The 16,694-nt window shown below is 71.6% G+C and carries 16 protein-coding genes; 5 read left to right on the top strand and 11 right to left on the bottom strand.

Annotated elements, in window-relative coordinates; translation table 11 throughout:
* Window positions 1-20: 20 nt before the first annotated feature.
* Window positions 21-2,084, top strand: coding sequence for a hypothetical protein (locus tag ACWDX6_RS14190; RefSeq protein WP_451485213.1), 2,064 nt, complete (start codon window positions 21-23; stop codon window positions 2,082-2,084).
* A 5-nt stretch (window positions 2,085-2,089) separates the two neighbouring features.
* Window positions 2,090-3,622, top strand: coding sequence for a hypothetical protein (locus ACWDX6_RS14185; RefSeq protein WP_451485212.1), 1,533 nt, complete (start codon window positions 2,090-2,092; stop codon window positions 3,620-3,622).
* A 19-nt stretch (window positions 3,623-3,641) separates the two neighbouring features.
* Here ACWDX6_RS14185 and ACWDX6_RS14180 read toward each other — a convergent pair whose 3' ends face one another.
* The 8 genes from ACWDX6_RS14180 to hemL all read right to left on the bottom strand — a co-directional run bounded on the left by ACWDX6_RS14180 (window position 3,642) and on the right by hemL (window position 12,082).
* Complete coding sequence (locus ACWDX6_RS14180) at window positions 3,642-4,172, bottom strand: SRPBCC domain-containing protein (protein ID WP_451485211.1); 531 nt, start codon at window positions 4,170-4,172, stop codon at window positions 3,642-3,644.
* Between the two features lie 47 nt (window positions 4,173-4,219).
* The gene (gene ccsB, locus ACWDX6_RS14175) at window positions 4,220-5,311 is read right to left on the bottom strand and encodes a c-type cytochrome biogenesis protein CcsB (RefSeq protein ID WP_451485210.1); all 1,092 of its coding nucleotides are present in this window, start codon (window positions 5,309-5,311) and stop codon (window positions 4,220-4,222) included.
* Window positions 5,308-7,047 carry a cytochrome c biogenesis protein ResB gene (resB, locus tag ACWDX6_RS14170; RefSeq protein ID WP_451485209.1) on the bottom strand — a complete coding sequence of 580 codons (1,740 nt, stop codon included), beginning with the start codon at window positions 7,045-7,047 and terminating at the stop codon, window positions 5,308-5,310. Before resB ends, ccsB begins: the two co-directional genes overlap by 4 nt.
* Window positions 7,048-7,054: 7 nt before the next feature.
* Complete coding sequence (locus ACWDX6_RS14165; RefSeq protein WP_403293040.1) at window positions 7,055-7,792, bottom strand: cytochrome c biogenesis CcdA family protein; 738 nt, start codon at window positions 7,790-7,792, stop codon at window positions 7,055-7,057.
* 4 nt (window positions 7,793-7,796) lie between these two features.
* Window positions 7,797-8,402: a TlpA family protein disulfide reductase gene (locus ACWDX6_RS14160; RefSeq protein ID WP_451485208.1), complete on the bottom strand. Its 606-nt coding sequence runs from the start codon at window positions 8,400-8,402 to the stop codon at window positions 7,797-7,799.
* A gap of 143 nt (window positions 8,403-8,545) precedes the next feature.
* Complete coding sequence (locus ACWDX6_RS14155) at window positions 8,546-9,802, bottom strand: hypothetical protein (protein ID WP_451485287.1); 1,257 nt, start codon at window positions 9,800-9,802, stop codon at window positions 8,546-8,548.
* A 286-nt stretch (window positions 9,803-10,088) separates the two neighbouring features.
* A complete protein-coding gene (locus tag ACWDX6_RS14150) occupies window positions 10,089-10,778 on the bottom strand; it encodes a histidine phosphatase family protein (RefSeq protein ID WP_451485207.1) in 690 nt (229 codons plus the stop codon).
* Complete coding sequence (gene hemL, locus ACWDX6_RS14145) at window positions 10,775-12,082, bottom strand: glutamate-1-semialdehyde 2,1-aminomutase (protein WP_451485206.1); 1,308 nt, start codon at window positions 12,080-12,082, stop codon at window positions 10,775-10,777. The genes ACWDX6_RS14150 and hemL overlap by 4 nt, the downstream gene beginning before the upstream one ends.
* Window positions 12,083-12,339: 257 nt before the next feature.
* On the opposite strand from hemL, the gene ACWDX6_RS14140 reads away from it, so the two are divergent.
* The gene (locus ACWDX6_RS14140; protein ID WP_451485205.1) at window positions 12,340-12,978 is read left to right on the top strand and encodes a hypothetical protein; all 639 of its coding nucleotides are present in this window, start codon (window positions 12,340-12,342) and stop codon (window positions 12,976-12,978) included.
* Between the two features lie 159 nt (window positions 12,979-13,137).
* Window positions 13,138-13,542 (top strand): MerR family transcriptional regulator, encoded by a 405-nt coding sequence (locus tag ACWDX6_RS14135; RefSeq protein ID WP_451485286.1) that lies wholly within the window; start codon window positions 13,138-13,140, stop codon window positions 13,540-13,542.
* On the opposite strand, the gene ACWDX6_RS14130 is transcribed toward ACWDX6_RS14135, so the two are convergent.
* Window positions 13,532-14,419: an ABC transporter substrate-binding protein gene (locus ACWDX6_RS14130; protein WP_451485204.1), complete on the bottom strand. Its 888-nt coding sequence runs from the start codon at window positions 14,417-14,419 to the stop codon at window positions 13,532-13,534. The two genes, ACWDX6_RS14135 and ACWDX6_RS14130, sit on opposite strands and share 11 nt — an antisense overlap.
* Window positions 14,420-14,562: 143 nt before the next feature.
* Complete coding sequence (locus ACWDX6_RS14125) at window positions 14,563-15,006, bottom strand: GNAT family N-acetyltransferase (protein WP_451485203.1); 444 nt, start codon at window positions 15,004-15,006, stop codon at window positions 14,563-14,565.
* Window positions 15,007-15,290: 284 nt separating this feature from the next.
* Between ACWDX6_RS14125 and ACWDX6_RS14120 the strand changes: the two genes are divergently transcribed.
* Window positions 15,291-16,028, top strand: coding sequence for a Mut7-C RNAse domain-containing protein (locus ACWDX6_RS14120; RefSeq protein ID WP_451485202.1), 738 nt, complete (start codon window positions 15,291-15,293; stop codon window positions 16,026-16,028).
* A 37-nt stretch (window positions 16,029-16,065) separates the two neighbouring features.
* Here ACWDX6_RS14120 and ACWDX6_RS14115 read toward each other — a convergent pair whose 3' ends face one another.
* A complete protein-coding gene (locus ACWDX6_RS14115; protein WP_451485201.1) occupies window positions 16,066-16,626 on the bottom strand; it encodes a TetR/AcrR family transcriptional regulator in 561 nt (186 codons plus the stop codon).
* Window positions 16,627-16,694: the final 68 nt, after the last annotated feature.

The following is a 16,694-nucleotide window of genomic DNA, read 5'->3' as shown; positions in this document are numbered from 1 at the left end:
GTGCGACGGGGGTGGCAGGGGTGGACAGAGAGCTGTACGGCCGCGAGGCGGTCCTGCACGCGTCCGGGCTTGCCGCGCGGTTGACCGGGCTGGCGCCCGAGACCTTCGACCGCGTCCCGTACGAGCATGGCGACGATCCGCCGGTCACCGTCTTCACCGGCGGTCGCGGCATGGGGAAGACCGCGCTGCTCAAGCAGGTGCGCAACGCCTACAAGGGGGCGACTCCGCTCGCGCTCCTGGACTGCGCGCACATCGACCGGCCCGCCGACCACGGCCCCGGCTGGAACCCGCTCACCGGAGCGCTCGCCGAGATCGCCGTACAGCTGGCGCCGAGGGTGCACGCGGCGAAGCCGGTGCAGTTCCCCCGGCTCTCGCTCGGTCTTGTCGCCGTCGCGTCCATCAGCTGGTCGCAGGAGGACGACGAACGCGCCCGGCGCGATCTGCAGCGGCTCGGCCCCGTCCTGGCGACCGTCGACGCGGCCAAGGGCGCCGCCACCACCTGGGTCACCAAGGTCCTCGCCAAGCTCGCCGCCAACTTCGCCGAGGCCACCGCCCCGATGGCCGGACTCCTCGCCGAGGCGACCGTCGAAACGGTCCTTGAGGAGGTGTTCGGCCGCTTCCAGCAGAAGTCGGAGCGCTGGTACGGGAGTTACCGCAACGCCGGAGGCCACGGCAAGGCCGGGCTCCAGCAGCTGGCCGTCGACTTCGAGCAGGGCGGCCGGCGCCGGCGCGAGGCCGAGGACTTCCTCGTCGGCGCGCTCGTCGAGGACCTGACCCGCGCCTACACCGGCCTCACCCGGATGGGGACCCGGCGCGGCCGACCCGTCCTCCTCCTCGACAACGCCCACGAGCCGCTCGGCCGCCGCCTGGTCGAACCGATCCTGCGGGCCCGCGCCGACGGCCACCGCGACCGTGTCGTGGTGATCGCCGCCTCCCGTGTCCGCGACCACGAGGGCATCCGGCACGCGACCCGGGTCCGGCTCCCCGAGACCGCCCACCGCGCCCCCTGCCCGCGCGGTACGGACATCACCTCCGGCATCCTCGCCGTCGAACTGACGCCGCTGAGCCCCGCCCAGACCCAGAGCGCCTTCGACCGCTTCGACCCGGCCGGCCGCACGCCCGCCGAGCTGGCCCGGGCCGTCCACCGGCTGACCGGCGGCCGCCCCCTCGGGGTGGTCCTGCTGGGCAGGGCGGCGGGCGAGGCGCCGGCCCGCCTGGCAGCGTCGCTGACCCCGGGCGCCCTGCTCGACCTGACCGTGGAGCTGCGCGAGGACACCGCTCCGGTGCCGGTCGCGCCCACCCTCCTCGACGAGCTGCTGCCGGGCCGCGCCCTCGGGCCCTTCGCCGTCCTCGCCGCCGCCCACGACGAGGAGTCGGCCCGGCTGCTCGCCCGGACCCGGCTGCGCGGGGAGTCCCTCGACGGGGACATGGCCCTGCTCGTCCGCGACATGCTGCGCTCCGAGGACTGGCCCGAGAGCGCCGAGCACTTCGTCGCCGACCCGCTGCTGCGCGCCCTGCTCCTGCACCGGCTGCGCTTCGGGGACGCCGACCACCCCGCGTACGCCGCCTGGCGGGCGGTCCACGAGACGCTGCACCGGCACTACGGCCCCGAGCCGGGCCCGTACCGGCTGCACCAGGAGCTGGCGCTCGGCCGCACCGAGGACGCCGTGACCCATCTGCGGCTCACCTTCCCCGAGGCGGACGTCGTGGGCTGGCTCGGGCGGCTCAGGTTCATCGCCTCGGCGCCGTACCCGCGCGAGCAGCACCGCACCGGGCCCGATCCGCGCCGCGCGGTCGCCCTCGGCCAGGAGCCGCCCGAACGGCTGCCCGCCGGACTCGACGACGAGAAGACCGAACTCCATCTCGGGATACGGCGGTTGCTGCACGCCGCCTGGCTGCTGACCGATCCGCTCGCGCTGCCCGACGGCGACGTGACGGAGAAGCTGGCCCACGAACTGCGCCAGCTCTCCGGCCGTCATCGCACGGGCAACAGACCGCTGTGGGACGCGGCCACCCACTGGCCGAGAGACATCCGCGCCTGGCGGGCGCTCTCGCTCCCGCCGGGCGAGGGGAACGGAGCCTGAGGACCATGGCCGACCGGCTGCGCTACCGCGTCTTCTACACGACCCGCCAGAAGATCATCACGACCGTGCTGGCCCTGGCCGTCCTCGGCACCCTGATCGGGTACGCCGTGGACCGCGCGACCACCCCGGAGGACCGTTCCTGCGCCCCGGGCGTCGAACGCCCCCTGGGCAGTGACGAATGCGTGGGAGTCAACGGCTCGGGGTACGACTTCGGCGTCCCGTCCCTGACCGGGATCGCAGGGGCCGTGGGCCGGGAGAACGCGACGCTCAAGGCGGGCGAGTACGCGACGGTCGCCCTCCTGCTGCCGCTGACCTCCACCGACGCCGGAATGCGGGTCAAGGTCCTGCACGAGGTGCAGGGCGCCTTCGCCCGCCAGTACCGCGCCAACCACGCCTCCAACAACGAGACCCCGAAGATCCGGCTCGTCCTCGCCAACACCGGCAAGGGGAACGCCCATTGGCAGGCCACCGTCGAGCGGCTGAAGAAGATGACGGCCGCCCCCGACCGGCTGCGGGCGGTCTCCGGCGTCGCCACGAGCTCGACCGAGATACGGCGGGCGGTCGCGGCCCTGACCGGTGCCGGGATCGCCGTCGTCGGCACCACCATCACCGCCGACGACATCGCCAACGGCCCCGGCCACAACCGCTTCCCCGGCCTGGCACGCGTCTCCCCCACCAACGGCGACGAGGCCAAGGCGCTCGCCCACTTCGGCCGGGTGGAGGCGGCCAAGGCGCTGCTCGTCCAGGACACCCGGACCGGCGACCACTACACGGACACGCTCAAGTCCGCGTTCACGGCCTCGCTGAGAGGCGCTCCCTACGAGCCGCAGCTCTTCACCTCGCCCGCCGACCCGACGGAGGAGGGCACGACCGCCAACACCTTCCGCCAGATCACCCATCTGATCTGCGACACCAGGGCGGAGACGGTCTTCTTCGCCGGCCGCCACACACAGCTGCGGCAGTTCATCAACGCACTGGGCGCACGCGGGTGCGCCGAGCGCGCCTTCACGATCCTGACCGGCGACGAGGGCTCGTACCTGGGCGCCGACGACAAGCTGAACAAGGCCGCGCTGAAGGCGAAGCTGACCGTGCGCTACGCCGCCCTGGCCCATCCGGACGCCTGGCGCCCGGCGCCCGGGCGGCCGGTGCCGGCGACGGGCGGTTCGACGGCGGCGTTCGAGACGTTCCTGACGGACATCGCCCAGGCGTCGAAGACCCCGGTGCCCCTCGCCGACGGCCAGGCGATCGTCGCGTACGACGCGATGGCGACGGCGGTCCACGCGATCCGGCAGGCGACCCCGCAGGGCAGCCGGTACCCGGAACTGGCGGACGTGGCCACACAATGGCCGCAGGTGAAGGGCTCGCTCCGGGTCGAGGGCGCGAGCGGCTGGATCTGCCTGGACAACTTCGGCAACCCGTTCAACAAGGCCATCCCGATCGTGGAACTGGCCCCGGACGGCACCCAGAAGTTCGTCCAGATCGCCTGGCCGGAAGGCCGTGCCCCGACGGACGACTGCCTCCCGCCGAGGAGGGGCTGAACCGGCGTCGCCGCGGCCCCTACGGCACCCACTTCGGCCAGGGCGCCTCGTCCCGCGCGTACAGCTCCCGCAGGTGCTGCCGGCGCTCAGGCGACCAGGCGGCCCCGTCGGTGGGCCGGCCCTCCAGCGCCTCCACCAGCCGTTCGAAGGAGTCGTGCCACGCCGCCAAGCGGTCCAGCTTGAGCTCCCACGTCCCCCGCACCTCGTTGGTGAACCGCAGCACCGTCCCCGCGCCGCCGTCCCCGCCGGGCTCCAGATGGAACCGGATTCGCCCGTACGGCGGCTCGACGGTGTACTCCGCCACGAACTCCGGGTCCCACGCCGTCACCCGCCCCGAGACCACCGTCTCGCCGTCCGGGCACCGCAGGGTCACCCGGCCGCCCAGCCGCGGCTCCAGCGGATCGGCCGCGCAGAGCCACCGCGGCAGGCCCTCCGGCGTGGCGACGGCCGCCCAGACCCGCACCATCGGGTGCGGCAGCTCCACCACGAACCGCAGGAGATGCGTGTCGCCGTCATGGGTCTCGCACCTGCCCCGAGGTATCTCGCTCATACCTCCAGCGTCGCGCCGGGGCCCGGCGACCGCTAGCGGGGCAGGGCTCAGACGCCCGCGTAGGAGTGCTTGCTGCTCACGAAGATGTTGACGCCGTAGTAGTTGAAGAGGAAGCAGCCGAACGCGATGAGCGCGATGTACGCGGCCTTGCGGCCCTTCCAGCCCGCCGTCGCGCGCGCGTGCAGGTACGCGGCGTAGCCGACCCAGGTGATGAACGCCCAGACCTCCTTGGCGTCCCAGCCCCAGTAGCGGCCCCAGGCGTCGCCGGCCCAGATCGCGCCCGCGATGATCGTGAACGTCCACAGCGGGAACGTCGCCGCGTTGACGCGGTACGCGAACTTGTCCAGCGTCGCCGCCGAGGGCAGCCGCTCAAGGACCGAGCGGGCGAAGGCGCCCGGCTTCCCGCCGTTCGCGATCTTGTTCTCGTAGGAGTCGCGGAAGAGGTAGAGCAGGGTGCCGACGGCCCCCAGGTAGAGCACCGAGCCGCAGAAGATCGCGGTCGAGACGTGGATCCACATCCAGTACGAGTCCAGCGCCGGTACGAGCTGGTCGCTCTCGGTGTACAGGACGGTCGTGGCGACGCCCAGGTCCAGCAGGACGGTCGTCACCAGCGGCAGCCCGATCCAGCGCACGTTCTTCTTCGCGAGGAGGAAGGCGAGGTAGACGCCGACCGCCACGGTGGAGAAGGTGGTGGAGAACTCGTACATGTTGCCCCAGGGGGCGCGCTGCACGGCGATCGCACGGGCGATCACGCCGGCCGCCTCGACGAGGAACCCGAGCGTGGTGAGCGAGATGGCGATACGGCCGTACAGATCGCCCTTGACCGTGCCGCCGGCCGCGCCGGGGCCGTCGGGTACGTCGCGGGTCCCGGCGGCGGACCGGGTGACGACCTTCGGACGGTCGATGACGGCGGTGCCTCCCGCCTGATGCGCCTGGTTCGCCTGGACGGTGACGGCGGGGGCGGCCGTGTCCGTGGTCGGTGTCAGTGCGGCGGCCGTACGGCCGACCTTGCTGCGGCTGCCGAACACCCACTCGGCGATATGGGCCAGGAAGGCCAGTGTGTAGACGGCCATCGAGGAGTAGATGAGCGTGTTGCTCATCTGCGCCAGGCTCTCGTTGGTCTCGGCGGCGAGGATCACTTGGTCTCAGACCCTTCTGCTTCTGCTTCGGCAGGATCTTCTGCGGGATCGTCCGGGTTCTCCGGCGTGGGCGGCGGGGTCGGCGCGGTCGGCGCCTGTGCGTGCAGGGTGGCCGCGAGGTCGGCCAGCTCCTCGGGCAGCCTGGCGGACTCGCTGCGACCGAGGCCCGCCATCTCGACGACGGTGACGCCGTCGTCCCCGCGTACGGCCCGGACCCAGACCCGGCGCCGCTGGATGAACAGCGAGCCGGTCAGACCGGCGATGGCCGCGATCGCACCGGCGAGGGCGAGGCCGTTGCCGGGCTGCTGCGAGATCTGGAAGCTCGCCCACTCCTTGATCTCCTTCTCGAAGGTGATCGAGCCGGCGCCGTCGGGCAGCGTCATGGTCTCGCCGGGCAGCAGCCGATTGGCGCTGCCGGTGCCTCCCTCGACCTTGAACTGGGTCATCTTGGAGGTGTTGAGCTGGTACACGTTCTGCGGCAGTCCGGAGTCCACGCGCAGATCGCCGTGGTAGCCGGTGAGCGCCATGACGGGGAAGTCGAGCGCCGGGAACTGCGAGAACATGTCGCCCTTGCCGGCGCCCGCGAAGGTCGGCACGAAGAAGGCCTGGAAGCCCAGCTGCTCCTTCTTGCCGTTCTTGTCGCGGTAGCCGTCCATCACCTTGATCGCGCCGGTGGAGGTGAGGTTGTTGTCGAAGGGCAGCAGGGGGACGGCGCCCCGGTGGACGACCTTGCCGCGGCCGTCCCTGACGGTGACGACGGGCGCGTACCCGTGGGCGATCAGGTAGACCTTGGAGCCGCCGACGACCAGCGGCTCGTTGACGCGGATGACCGCCTTCCTGTCGGGGCCGGTCCCCTCCGCGTACGTGACGGCCGCCTCGAAGGTCCGGGGGGTGCCGCGCTGCGGGCCGCTCTGCTCGTACGTACCGGTGAAGCCGTCCAGCGTGAAGCTGAACGGCGCGAGGTCCTCGACGCTGTAGAGGGAGCCGGACTTGAAGTCGTCGTACTGGGTGAGGGTGTTGGAGAACCCGTCTCCCTCGATGATCAGCTTGCCGCCCTCGGACTTGAAGAGCTGGCCGGTCGCGAACGCCACCAGCATCACGATCAGCGCGATGTGGAAGAGGAGGTTTCCGGCCTCGCGCAGATAGCCCTTCTCGGCGGCGACGGCGTCCTTGACGGTGTGCGCGCGGAACCGGCCTCCCTTGAGCAGGGCGAGCGCGGCCTCGCGGACCCGCTCGGGCTCGGCCTCGGTGCGCCAGGTCGCGTACGCGGGCAGCCGGTTCAGGCGCTTGGGGGCGCCCGGCGGGCGGCCGCGGAGCTGGCCGACGAACTGCCAGGTGCGCGGCACGATGCAGCCGATGAGGGAGACGAACAGCAGGATGTAGATCGCGGAGAACCACACCGAGCCGTAGACGTCGAAGAGCTGGAGCTTCTCGTAGATCGGCGCGAGGGTCTCGTGCGCTTCCTTGAAGGTCCGCACCTTCAGCTCGTCCGCGCTGGTCTGCGGGATGAGGGAGCCGGGGACGGCGCCGAGGGAGAGCAGGAAGAGGAGGATCAGCGCGACCCGCATGGAGGTCAGCTGCCGCCAGAACCAGCGGATCCAGCCGACGACCGAGAGGGTCGGGCCGCCGATGGCGGTCTCTTCCCTGGGGGCGGTGGAGAGCTGGGCCCCGGCCTCGCCGAGGCCGTCGTGCTGCTCTGTCGGCTCTGTCTGCTCTGTCGTTTCGGTCTTGCTCATGGAACTGTCAGATCCCCACCGTGAAGCCGCTGGACCAGTCCTGCATTTCGGCCACCATGCTGTCCCACGCGCCGGTGAGGAGCAGCAGCCCGGTCACGATCATCATGCCGCCGCCGATCCGCATGACCCACGCGTAGTGCTTCTTGACCCACGCGAACGCGCCGAGGGCCTTGCGGAAGGCGACCGCGGCGAGGATGAAGGGGACGCCGAGCCCGAGACAGTACGCGACGGTCAGCAGGGCTCCGCGGCCGGCGCTGGCCTCCTGCGCGGCGAGCGCCTGGACGGAGGCGAGGGTCGGGCCGATGCACGGGGTCCAGCCGATGCCGAAGAGCGCGCCGAGCAGCGGCGCGCCGACGAGCCCGGCGACGGGCTTCCTGTGGAAGCGGAACTCGCGCTGGGTGAACCAGGGCATCAGGCCGAGGAAGAAGACGCCCATGGCGATCATCAGGATGCCGAGGACGGTGGTGAGCGTCTCGCGGTGTTCCTGGAGGGTCCAGCCGAAGTAGCCGAAGAGGGCGCCGCCGGAGACGAAGACGGCGGAGAAGCCGAGGACGAAGAGCGCGGCCCCGGCGGCCATCCGGCCGCGCCTGGCCTCGGCCAGGTCGGTTCCGGTGACCCCGGTCACGTAGCTGAGGTAGCCCGGGACGAGCGGCAGGACGCACGGCGAGAAGAAGGAGACCAGGCCGCCGAGCACCGCGATGGGCAGAGCCAGCAGAAGGGCTCCGCTGAAGACCGTCTCGTTCACCGGATCACTTCTCCGCGAGAAGCGGCTCGATCATCGAGCGGAGCTTCTTGTCGTCCAGGGCCATCAGGGAACGCGCGGCGATCTTTCCGTCCTTGTCGAGGACGATCGTGGTCGGAATGCCCTGCGGGACGAGGGACCCCTTGGGGAATCCGTTGAGAATGATCTTTCCGGCCGGGTCGTAGAGGCTCGGATAGGGAATGCCGTAGTCGGCCTCGAAGGCGAGCGGCTTGTCCTTCTCGAAGTCCCGCGTGTTGAGGCCGACGAACTCCACGCCCTTGGGCTGGAGGTCCTTGGCGACCTTGGCGAAATGCGGCGCCTCGGCCCGGCACGGGCCGCACCAGGAACCCCACAGGTTGAGGACGACGACCTTGCCCTTGAAGTCGGCGACATCGAGCCGCTCGCCTTCCAGCGTCTCACCGGCGATCTTGTTGGCCGCCACGCGATCGCCCTTGGCGACGGTGGAGACACCGCCCGTGTTGGTCACGAAGTTCGTCCCGCCGCCACCCCCGGACTTGCCGTTGGTGTCCGAGCCGCAGGCCGACAGAGCGAGGGCGGCCGACAGCGTTCCGACGGCGAGCAGGGTGCGTCGTGGGGCACGGCTAAGGCTCATGTGAAAAGTTTCGCATGGACGTTTGGGAGATCTTGGGCACCCCCCTACGTGCCCGTAAAGCCCCTTGTCAAGATCGGCTAAATGCGCATTGCCACGCAAACACGCATGGGGCGCGCCTGGGCGCTCAAGCGGGGTCGAGGAGCTCAGACCGTCCTGAGGAAATGGCTCCAGCCGCCCGTCGGGGCCTGTCCGACCTCCAGCGTACGGAGCTTGGCGAGGATCTTGGGGTCCTGCACGTCCAGCCAGTCGACGAACTGCCGGAAGGAGACCAGCCTGACGTCCTTCTTGCCCGCCATGCCCTTGAGCGCCTCCTCGACGGCGTCCATGTAGATGCCGCCGTTCCACTGCTCGAAGTGGTTGCCGATGAAGAAGGGCGCGCGATTGGACTCGTACGCGCGGCGGAATCCGGCGAGATAGGCGCCGGCGGCTTGTTCGCGCCAGCCGGGGTAGCGCGAGGGCATGCCCTTGGTGGTGTTCTTCGACTGGTTGGCCAGCATGTTGTAGTCCATGGACAGGACCTCGAAGGAGCGGCCGGGGAACGGCACGGCCTGCAGCGGGAGGTCCCAGACGCCGCCGCGCTTGACCGGCCACGTCTGGCGGCCGCCGGGTGAGCTGGCGTCGTAGCGCCAGCCGAGGCGCCGCGCCGTGGGCAGGAGGTTGTCCTGGCCGAGGAGGCAGGGGGTGCGGCCGCCGACGAGTTCCTTGGTGTAGTCGAAGGGCAGCGGGTCGAGGTCGGTCCAGCCGCTGTTGGTCTTCCACTCGGTGACGAACTTCACCGCCTGGTCGATCTCGCTCTGCCACTGGGCGGGGGTCCAGTTGCCGACGGAGCCGGAACCGCCGCAGAAGTGGCCGTTGAAGTGGGTGCCGATCTCGTGCCCGTCGAGCCAGGCCTGACGGAGGTTCTTGAGGGTGTCCTTGATGTGGTCGTCGGTGAGGTAGCCGATGTCGGAGGCGCCGACGCGGTTGTTCGGCGGGCGGTAGAGGTGCTTCTTCGACTCGGGCAGGAGGTAGATCCCGGAGAGGAAGAAGGTCATCGCGGCGTCGTGGTTCTTCGCGAGTTCGAGGAAGCGCGGGAAGAGTCCGTTGCCGACCTCGCCCGCCCCGTCCCAGGAGAAGATCACGAACTGCGGCGGGGTCTGGCCGGGTTCGAGGGGCACGGGGGCGTCGGGCTGGTGCGGCTGCTTGCCTGTGTCGGCGGTGGAGCCGTCCCCGATCGGCTTGACGTCGTCCGGGGCCGGAGCGGAGGTGCTCGGAGCGCCCGGGACGTCACCTCCCTTGCCGGGCCCGGAACCTCCCTTCCCGCCCTGGTCCTCGGTGCTGCATCCGGCGATCCCCATCGCCGCCGCCGCGCCGACTCCCGCACCCGCTCCCAGAAGTCCCCTTCGGCTGATCCGCCTCAACTCGCGCATGACATCCCCATTCGCGCTCATGTCTGACCGAAAGGTCATCCAAACCGACAATGAATGAGATGCCGGGAGGAACGCGGAGGTTCCGGGAAATAGCACAAGAATTTCAGGGCGACCAGATGACATGCCGTCATCCGATCGCCCTGAGGGGTGTACCCGTTGAACTGCCGTACGAACGCGCGGAGCCGGCGCGGTTTCCGCTACGCGCTCCACCTGGGCGCCGCGCGGTTTCCGGTCCGCGCTTCACCTGGGCGCCGCGCGGTTTCCGCACAGGCCTCGCCTACGCGCCGAAAGCCTTCGACTTCCCCTTCACCGGCTTCGCCCCCGCGAGCAGATGCGGCGGTACGAGATCCCGGGCCGGCTCGCTGTACCCGACCGACACGATCTTGTCGCCGTGGTACGTGAACGAGGTCAGCGAGGCCAGCGTGCACTGCCGGCGCCGCGGGTCGTGCCACAGCTTCCGCTTCTCCACGAAGCTGCGCACGATCCAGATCGGCAGCTGGTGGCTGACGCAGACCGCCTCGTGGCCGCGTGCCGCGTCCTTCGCCGCGTCCAGCGCGCCCATCATCCGTACGACCTGCTCGATGTACGGCTCGCCCCAGGACGGCTTGAACGGGTTGGTCAGATGCCGCCAGTTGCCGGGCCTGCGCAGCGCGCCGTCGCCGACGCCGAAGGTCTTGCCCTCGAAGACGTTGCCGGCCTCGACGAGCCGGTCGTCCGTGGCCAGATCCAGGCCGTGGCTCTTGGCGACCGGCTGCGCCGTCTCCTGGGCGCGCTCCAGCGGCGAGGCGACGACGTACGTGACGTCACGGCCGGCCAGGTGCTCGGCGACCCGGTCGGCCATCCGCCGGCCCAGCTCGGAGAGGTGGTATCCGGAACGGCGGCCGTAGAGGATCCCGTCGGGGTTGTGGACCTCGCCGTGCCGCACCAGGTGGACGACGGTGATGTCGTCGCTCTGCGCGGTGCTCATGCCGTGGCCTCCGCCGCGGCACGGGCGGCGCCGGGCAGCGCGGCGGCGATCCGCTCGACCGCGCGCTCGTCGTGGGCCGTGGAGACGAACCAGGACTCGAAGGCGGAGGGCGGCAGATAGACGCCGTCGGCCAGCATCGAGTGGAAGAAGGCGTTGAAGCGGAACGCCTCCTGCGTCTTCGCGTCGTCGTAGTTCCGCACCTCGTCCGCCGTGAAGAAGACGGAGAACATGTTCGACGCCGTCTGCAGCCGGTGGGCGACACCCTCCTTGGTGAGGGCGGCGGTGACCAGGTCCTGGATCTCCTTCGAGACCGCGTCGACCTTGTCGTACGCGGCCTCGTCGAGCAGCCGCAGCTGCGCGAGCCCGGCGGCGGTCGCGATCGGGTTACCGGAGAGCGTGCCGGCCTGGTAGACCGGGCCCGCCGGGGCGAGGTGGCCCATGACGTCGGCGCGGCCGCCGAAGGCCGCGGCCGGGAAGCCGCCGCCCATGACCTTGCCGAAGGTCATCAGGTCGGGCGCGACGCCGTCGACGCCGTACCAGCCGGCCCGGGAGGTACGGAAACCGGTCATCACCTCGTCGGAGATGTACAGCGCGCCGTTGTCGGAGCACAGCCGCTTCAACCCGGCGTTGAACCCCTCGGCCGGCGGGACGACGCCCATGTTGCCCGGCGACGCCTCGGTGATCACACAGGCGATCTCGCCCGGGTGCGCGGCGAACGCGGCCCGGACCGCCTCCAGGTCGTTGTACGGCAGGACGATGGTGTCCCCCGCCTGCGCACCGGTCACGCCGGGCGTGTCGGGCAGGCCGAAGGTGGCCACGCCCGAGCCGGCGGCGGCGAGCAGCGCGTCCACGTGCCCGTGGTAGCAGCCGGCGAACTTGACGACCTTCGCCCGGCCGGTGAAGCCGCGGGCGAGCCGGATCGCCGACATCGTGGCCTCGGTGCCGGAGGAGACGAGGCGGACCTGCTCGACCGGCTCGATCCGGGCCACGATCTCCTCGGCGAGCGCGACCTCGCCCTCCCCCGGCGTACCGAAGGAGGTGCCGCGGGCGACGGCGGCCTGGACCGCGGCGATCACCTCGGGGTGGGAGTGGCCGAGGATCATCGGCCCCCACGAGCAGACGAGGTCGACATACTCGCGACCGTCCGCGTCGGTGAGGTACGGGCCGGTACCGGACACCATGAACCGGGGCGTACCGCCCACGGCCCGGAAGGCGCGCACCGGTGAGTTCACGCCGCCGGGCGTCACGAGGGACGCGCGGTCGAAAAGCGTCTGTGAGACTGGGGCTTCGTATGAATACGGCACTGTGGTCCTGACCTGCGAGTAAGGCTGCGAGTACGGAGGGACGGCGTGGGCTCCCTGTGCATTACGCCGGGGCGTCGGTCCTCCGGGTCTGCGAAACTGGGGCGTCATAGGGATGGCTCACGGAATCCATGGTGTCAGAGCGTCGGACGTTCTTGCGGACAGGTGTTTCACCGCGAGAGCGTGGGGGAGGTCACTGACACGATGATCGGGTTGCGCGGCGGGGGTCGTGCTGCCTAAAAAAGCAGTCGGGTGGAGATATGCATCGCGGTGGCGGACTGGGTGAGGGGACGGACGACCTGGGTCCGGAGCCTGCCCGGCGGGGGAGGCACCGGCGACGGAGGGCGGAAGAACCCACGGGACCCGTAGGACCGAAGGGTTCCGCGGGACCGACGGGGTCCACCGGGCCGACGGGATCCACGGGATCCACGGGCCCCATGTCAGGGAGCGGGAGTAGCCGGTTGGGGGTGACGTACAAGTACTTCGGCGCACCCGACGGCGCCACGGCGGCCCGCGTCCCGATCTCGATGCGCCCGGAGGAGCTGGGCGGCGACGAGCTCGGCATGGGCGGCATGTTCACCAAGATCAAGCCGGAGACCATAGCGGCCATGGTGCTCACCGGCATCCAGGGCATGCCCCTGCACAAGGTGCCCCCGCTGGAACTGGTCGTCCTCCACCCCGACTACGCCGTGGTGAGGCTCCCCATGACCGTGGTGGACCCGCTGCGCGGCATCGGCGAGGAATCGGTCGGCGCGGCGGCCTTCATCTGGTCCACCGTCCCCGACCGCGGCGGCCCCCGGGACGCCTTCAACGTCTACCAGCTGCTGCACGAGTGGCAGGACTTCTCGGTGCGTCTGCACGAGGCGGGGCACCAGCCCTACTGCCTGGTCTGGCCCTGATCACCCGGCCGCGACCGCAGGCGTTTCGCCGCACTTCCCCTTCCCATAAGTGCTGAAGTGAGGACAAACGGCACGCGTTGCGCGGTATCGCGCCTCTCCGGCGCCGCCGCGCGAGGAAGGACGGACGACGTGAGCAGTGTGCGCACGGTGGGTGAGCCGATGCAGATCGGGGAGGTCGCCGCACGGACCGAACTGTCCCTGCGGTCCATCCGCCAGTACGAGGACAGCGGCCTTGTGGTTCCTTCCGCCTCCTCACAGGGCGGTTTCCCGCTCTACACCGACGCCGACGTGGACCGGCTTCTCGTGATCCGCCGGATGACCCCCCTCGGCTTCACCCTCGACGAGACCCGTGAGCTGCTGACGGCCATGGACCGGCTCGGCGCGGACCGACCCGGCACGGAGGGGGAACTCTCCCCCGAGCAGCGGTCCGCGCTGGTCGCACGGGTACGCCGGTACGAACAGGCCGCCACCGAACGGGTCGCCGAACTGCGCGCCCAGCTCACCCGCGCCGAGGAGTTCGCCGTCTCCCTGCGCTCCCGCCTCGGAACGGGCGTCAGCGGGTGAGACCTTCGCCCAGGGCCTCTCGCAGGGCGTCGGCGAGGTCGCGGAAGAAGCGGGCGTACGCCGCCTGGCTGGGCGGGGTCTCCGGGTTCCACGACGCCACGCGCGCGTGGCCCACGGGCGGGAGGTCGGCGGGCCGGGCGGCGTTGGCACGGCTGTCGAACAGCACGAGGTCCGGACCGAGCCGTGCGGCATGCTCCCAGTCGGCCGTGAGCCAGTTCGCCCCCGGGCCGGGCCCGGGGTCGACCAGCCGCACCCCCAGCTCGGCCAGCCGCGCCAGCTCGGGCCACGCGGGCGGCCGGGCCAGATGCACCTGGTCGCAGGCTGCGCCGGAGAGCGCGAGGACGGCCACGTCCCCGCCCCCGTCGGCGACGACGGCCCGCACCGCCTCCTCGGCGGACGCCAGGTCACGGGACCCGGACAGGGGCTCCGTGAGGGCGGCCCCGCCCGCGGGCCGCAGCGCCGCGCCCAGCTCGCCGAAGCGCCCCATGATCGCCGCCAGAGTCGGCTCACCGCCCACGGACAGCGCGACCAGCGGCACCCCGATCCGCTCGGCCACGGCCTCGTCCAGCGCGTACGGGCTCTTCCCGTCGTACGTCACGTCGACGACCAGATCCGGACGCAGCTCCCGGAGCGCCTCCTCGTCCAGACCGCGCCCGGGCCCGAGGTACGGCACACCGGCCGCCGCCAGCTCCCCCGCCTTGACCGGGTCGAGCGCGCCGCCGTCGTGCCCGGAGCCGTACACCGCCACCGGCGTCACCCCCAGGTCGCGCAACGCCGCCCCGGCCCGCACATAGGCCACCACGCGCTCCGGCCTCCGCGCGGCCGCGACCGCCGCGCCCCTGTCGTCGACGAACCCCCACGCCCCTGCGTCCGGCATACGGCTGCTCCCTCCCCGGCCGGAGACCTCCCTCTCCTCCCGCCACCTTGAAGCGCTTCGCCGACCCGCACAAGAGGGCCTGCCCACCGCCCGCGGCGAGGCCGGACGGTCCGGCACCGGGGGCCGGGGGGTCGGGGGAACGCTCAGCCGTCCTGGCGCTCCAGCGACTTGGTGAAGTGGAAGGCGACGATGTCCAGGCGTTCGCGGAGGTAGAAGCGGTGGGCGTCGGTGCGGTGGGTGCCGGAGTCGAGGTTGAGCTCCAGGCAGCCGGCCTCGCGCGCCCGCTCCTCCAGATGCGCCAGGAGCCGGTGCCCGACACCGGTGGAGCGGGCGGTGGCCGCCGTCACCAGGTCGTCGACGTAGAGCTTGCGTATCGAGCTGGTGTTGTCGATGATCCGCCAGCCGGCGGCCCCGACGCAGGTGCCGTCCTCGGCGTAGGCGGCGGTGAAGCGCAGCCCTTGGGCGTGGCCGCGCTCGTACACCTCGCGGAGGAGGCGCGCTGTCAGGTGCGGCCGCAGTTCGGTCAGGACGGGAAGCAGCTCGGTCTCCAGGCGCGGGTCGCCCGGCTCCAGGTCGGTGATCTTCATACCGAGACCGTACCCCTGGGGCATCGGCGGCACCCTCGGGGTTTTCCCTGGACCGACCCGGTGTTTCCCCCGGGGTCGGCCCAGGGTCGGCCGGGTTGGTCAGGTCGGCCAGGTCGGTCAGGTCGGCCGGGTCGGCCCAGGGTCGGCCGGGTCGGCCGGGTCTTGCCGGGTCGGCCGGGTCTTGCCGGGTCGGCCGGGTCTTGCCGGGTCGGCCGGGTCGGCCGCCCGGCCGGACCCGCCGAATTCCCTGGCCGCCCGGCGGATCCCGATGACATCCTTGTCCCGTGAACGGACCGGAGATCCAGATCAGCTTCGCCCCCGGCCTGCGGCTCTTCGTCCCCGCGGACCGCCGCTCGGGGCGTACCGCCGTGGTGACCGACGGCGCCTCGACCCTCGGCCATGTCGTGGAGTCGCTCGGCGTACCGCTCACCGAGGCGGGGCGGCTGCTGGTGGACGGGCGTCCGGTGGACGTCTCCCACATCCCCGCGGCGGGCGAGACGGTCGAGGTGGAGGGCGTCGAGCGCCCCCAGCCGGTCCCGGGCGCCCCGCTCCGGTTCCTGCTCGACGTCCACCTCGGCACGCTGGCCCGGCGTCTGCGGCTGCTCGGGGTCGACGCGGCGTACGAGAGCGAGGACATCGGCGACCCGGCCCTGGCCGCGCTGTCCGCGCGGGAGCGACGGGTGATGCTCTCCCGCGACCGCGGGCTGCTGCGCCGCCGTGAGCTGTGGGCCGGCGCCTATGTGTACAGCGATCGGCCGGAGGACCAGCTCCGTGACGTGCTGGAGCGGTTCGCTCCCGTCCTGACGCCGTGGACCCGCTGCACCGCCTGCAACGGCGAGCTCACCGACGCCGACAAGGACTCGGTGCGCGAGCGGCTGGAGCACGGCACGGAGAGGACGTACGACGTCTTCGCGCGGTGCACGGCGTGCGAGCGGGTGTACTGGCGGGGCGCCCACCACGCCCGCCTGGAGGCGATCGTCACCGACGCGCTGCGCGAATTCGGCGGCGCGGCGGCCCGCTGAACCAGGGAGCCGCGGGGAGCCCCCGCGTCCGCAGGCCCTACGGCCGCTCGGCCGTGAGGTAGCGCTGCACGGTCGGCGCGAGCCAGGCGATGACGTCCTCGCGCGACATCTCGACCGCGGGCGGCAGCCGCAGCACATAACGGGCCAGCGCCATGCCGAGGATCTGGGAGGCGGCGAGCGCGGCGCGCCGGGGCGCTTCGGCGGGATGGGGGCAGACGCCGCTCGCCACGGGGCCGAGCTGCTCGGCGAAGATCGCGTGCATCCGCTCGGCACCGGCGGCGTTGGTGACGCCCACACGCAGCAGCGCGGTCAGGACGTCGTCGCGGTCCCACCGGTCGAGGAAGTGCGTGACCAGGACGGCCCCGATGTGCCGGTCGGGCAGGGCGCCGAGGTCGGGGAGGCGTAGATCGATCTCGGACGCGGCCGCGAACAGCCCCTCCTTGTTGCCGTAGTAGCGCATCACCATCGACGGATCGATCCCGGCGTCGCGGGCGATGGCCCGGATGGTGGCGCGCTCGTAACCGTCGGAAGCGAAGCGCTCCCGAGCGGCTTCGAGGATGGCGGCACGCGTGGAGTCGGAGCGGCGGGCTGTCGTCATGCCCACAAGTGTAGGCCAACAGGCGTTGACACCGGACGACACCTGGATCTAACGTTGCCAACAACCGT

This window comes from Streptomyces sp. NPDC003027, from assembly GCF_053591435.1.
Note: the sequence above shows the minus strand (reverse complement) of the source record. Positions and strands in the feature narration are given on the sequence as shown.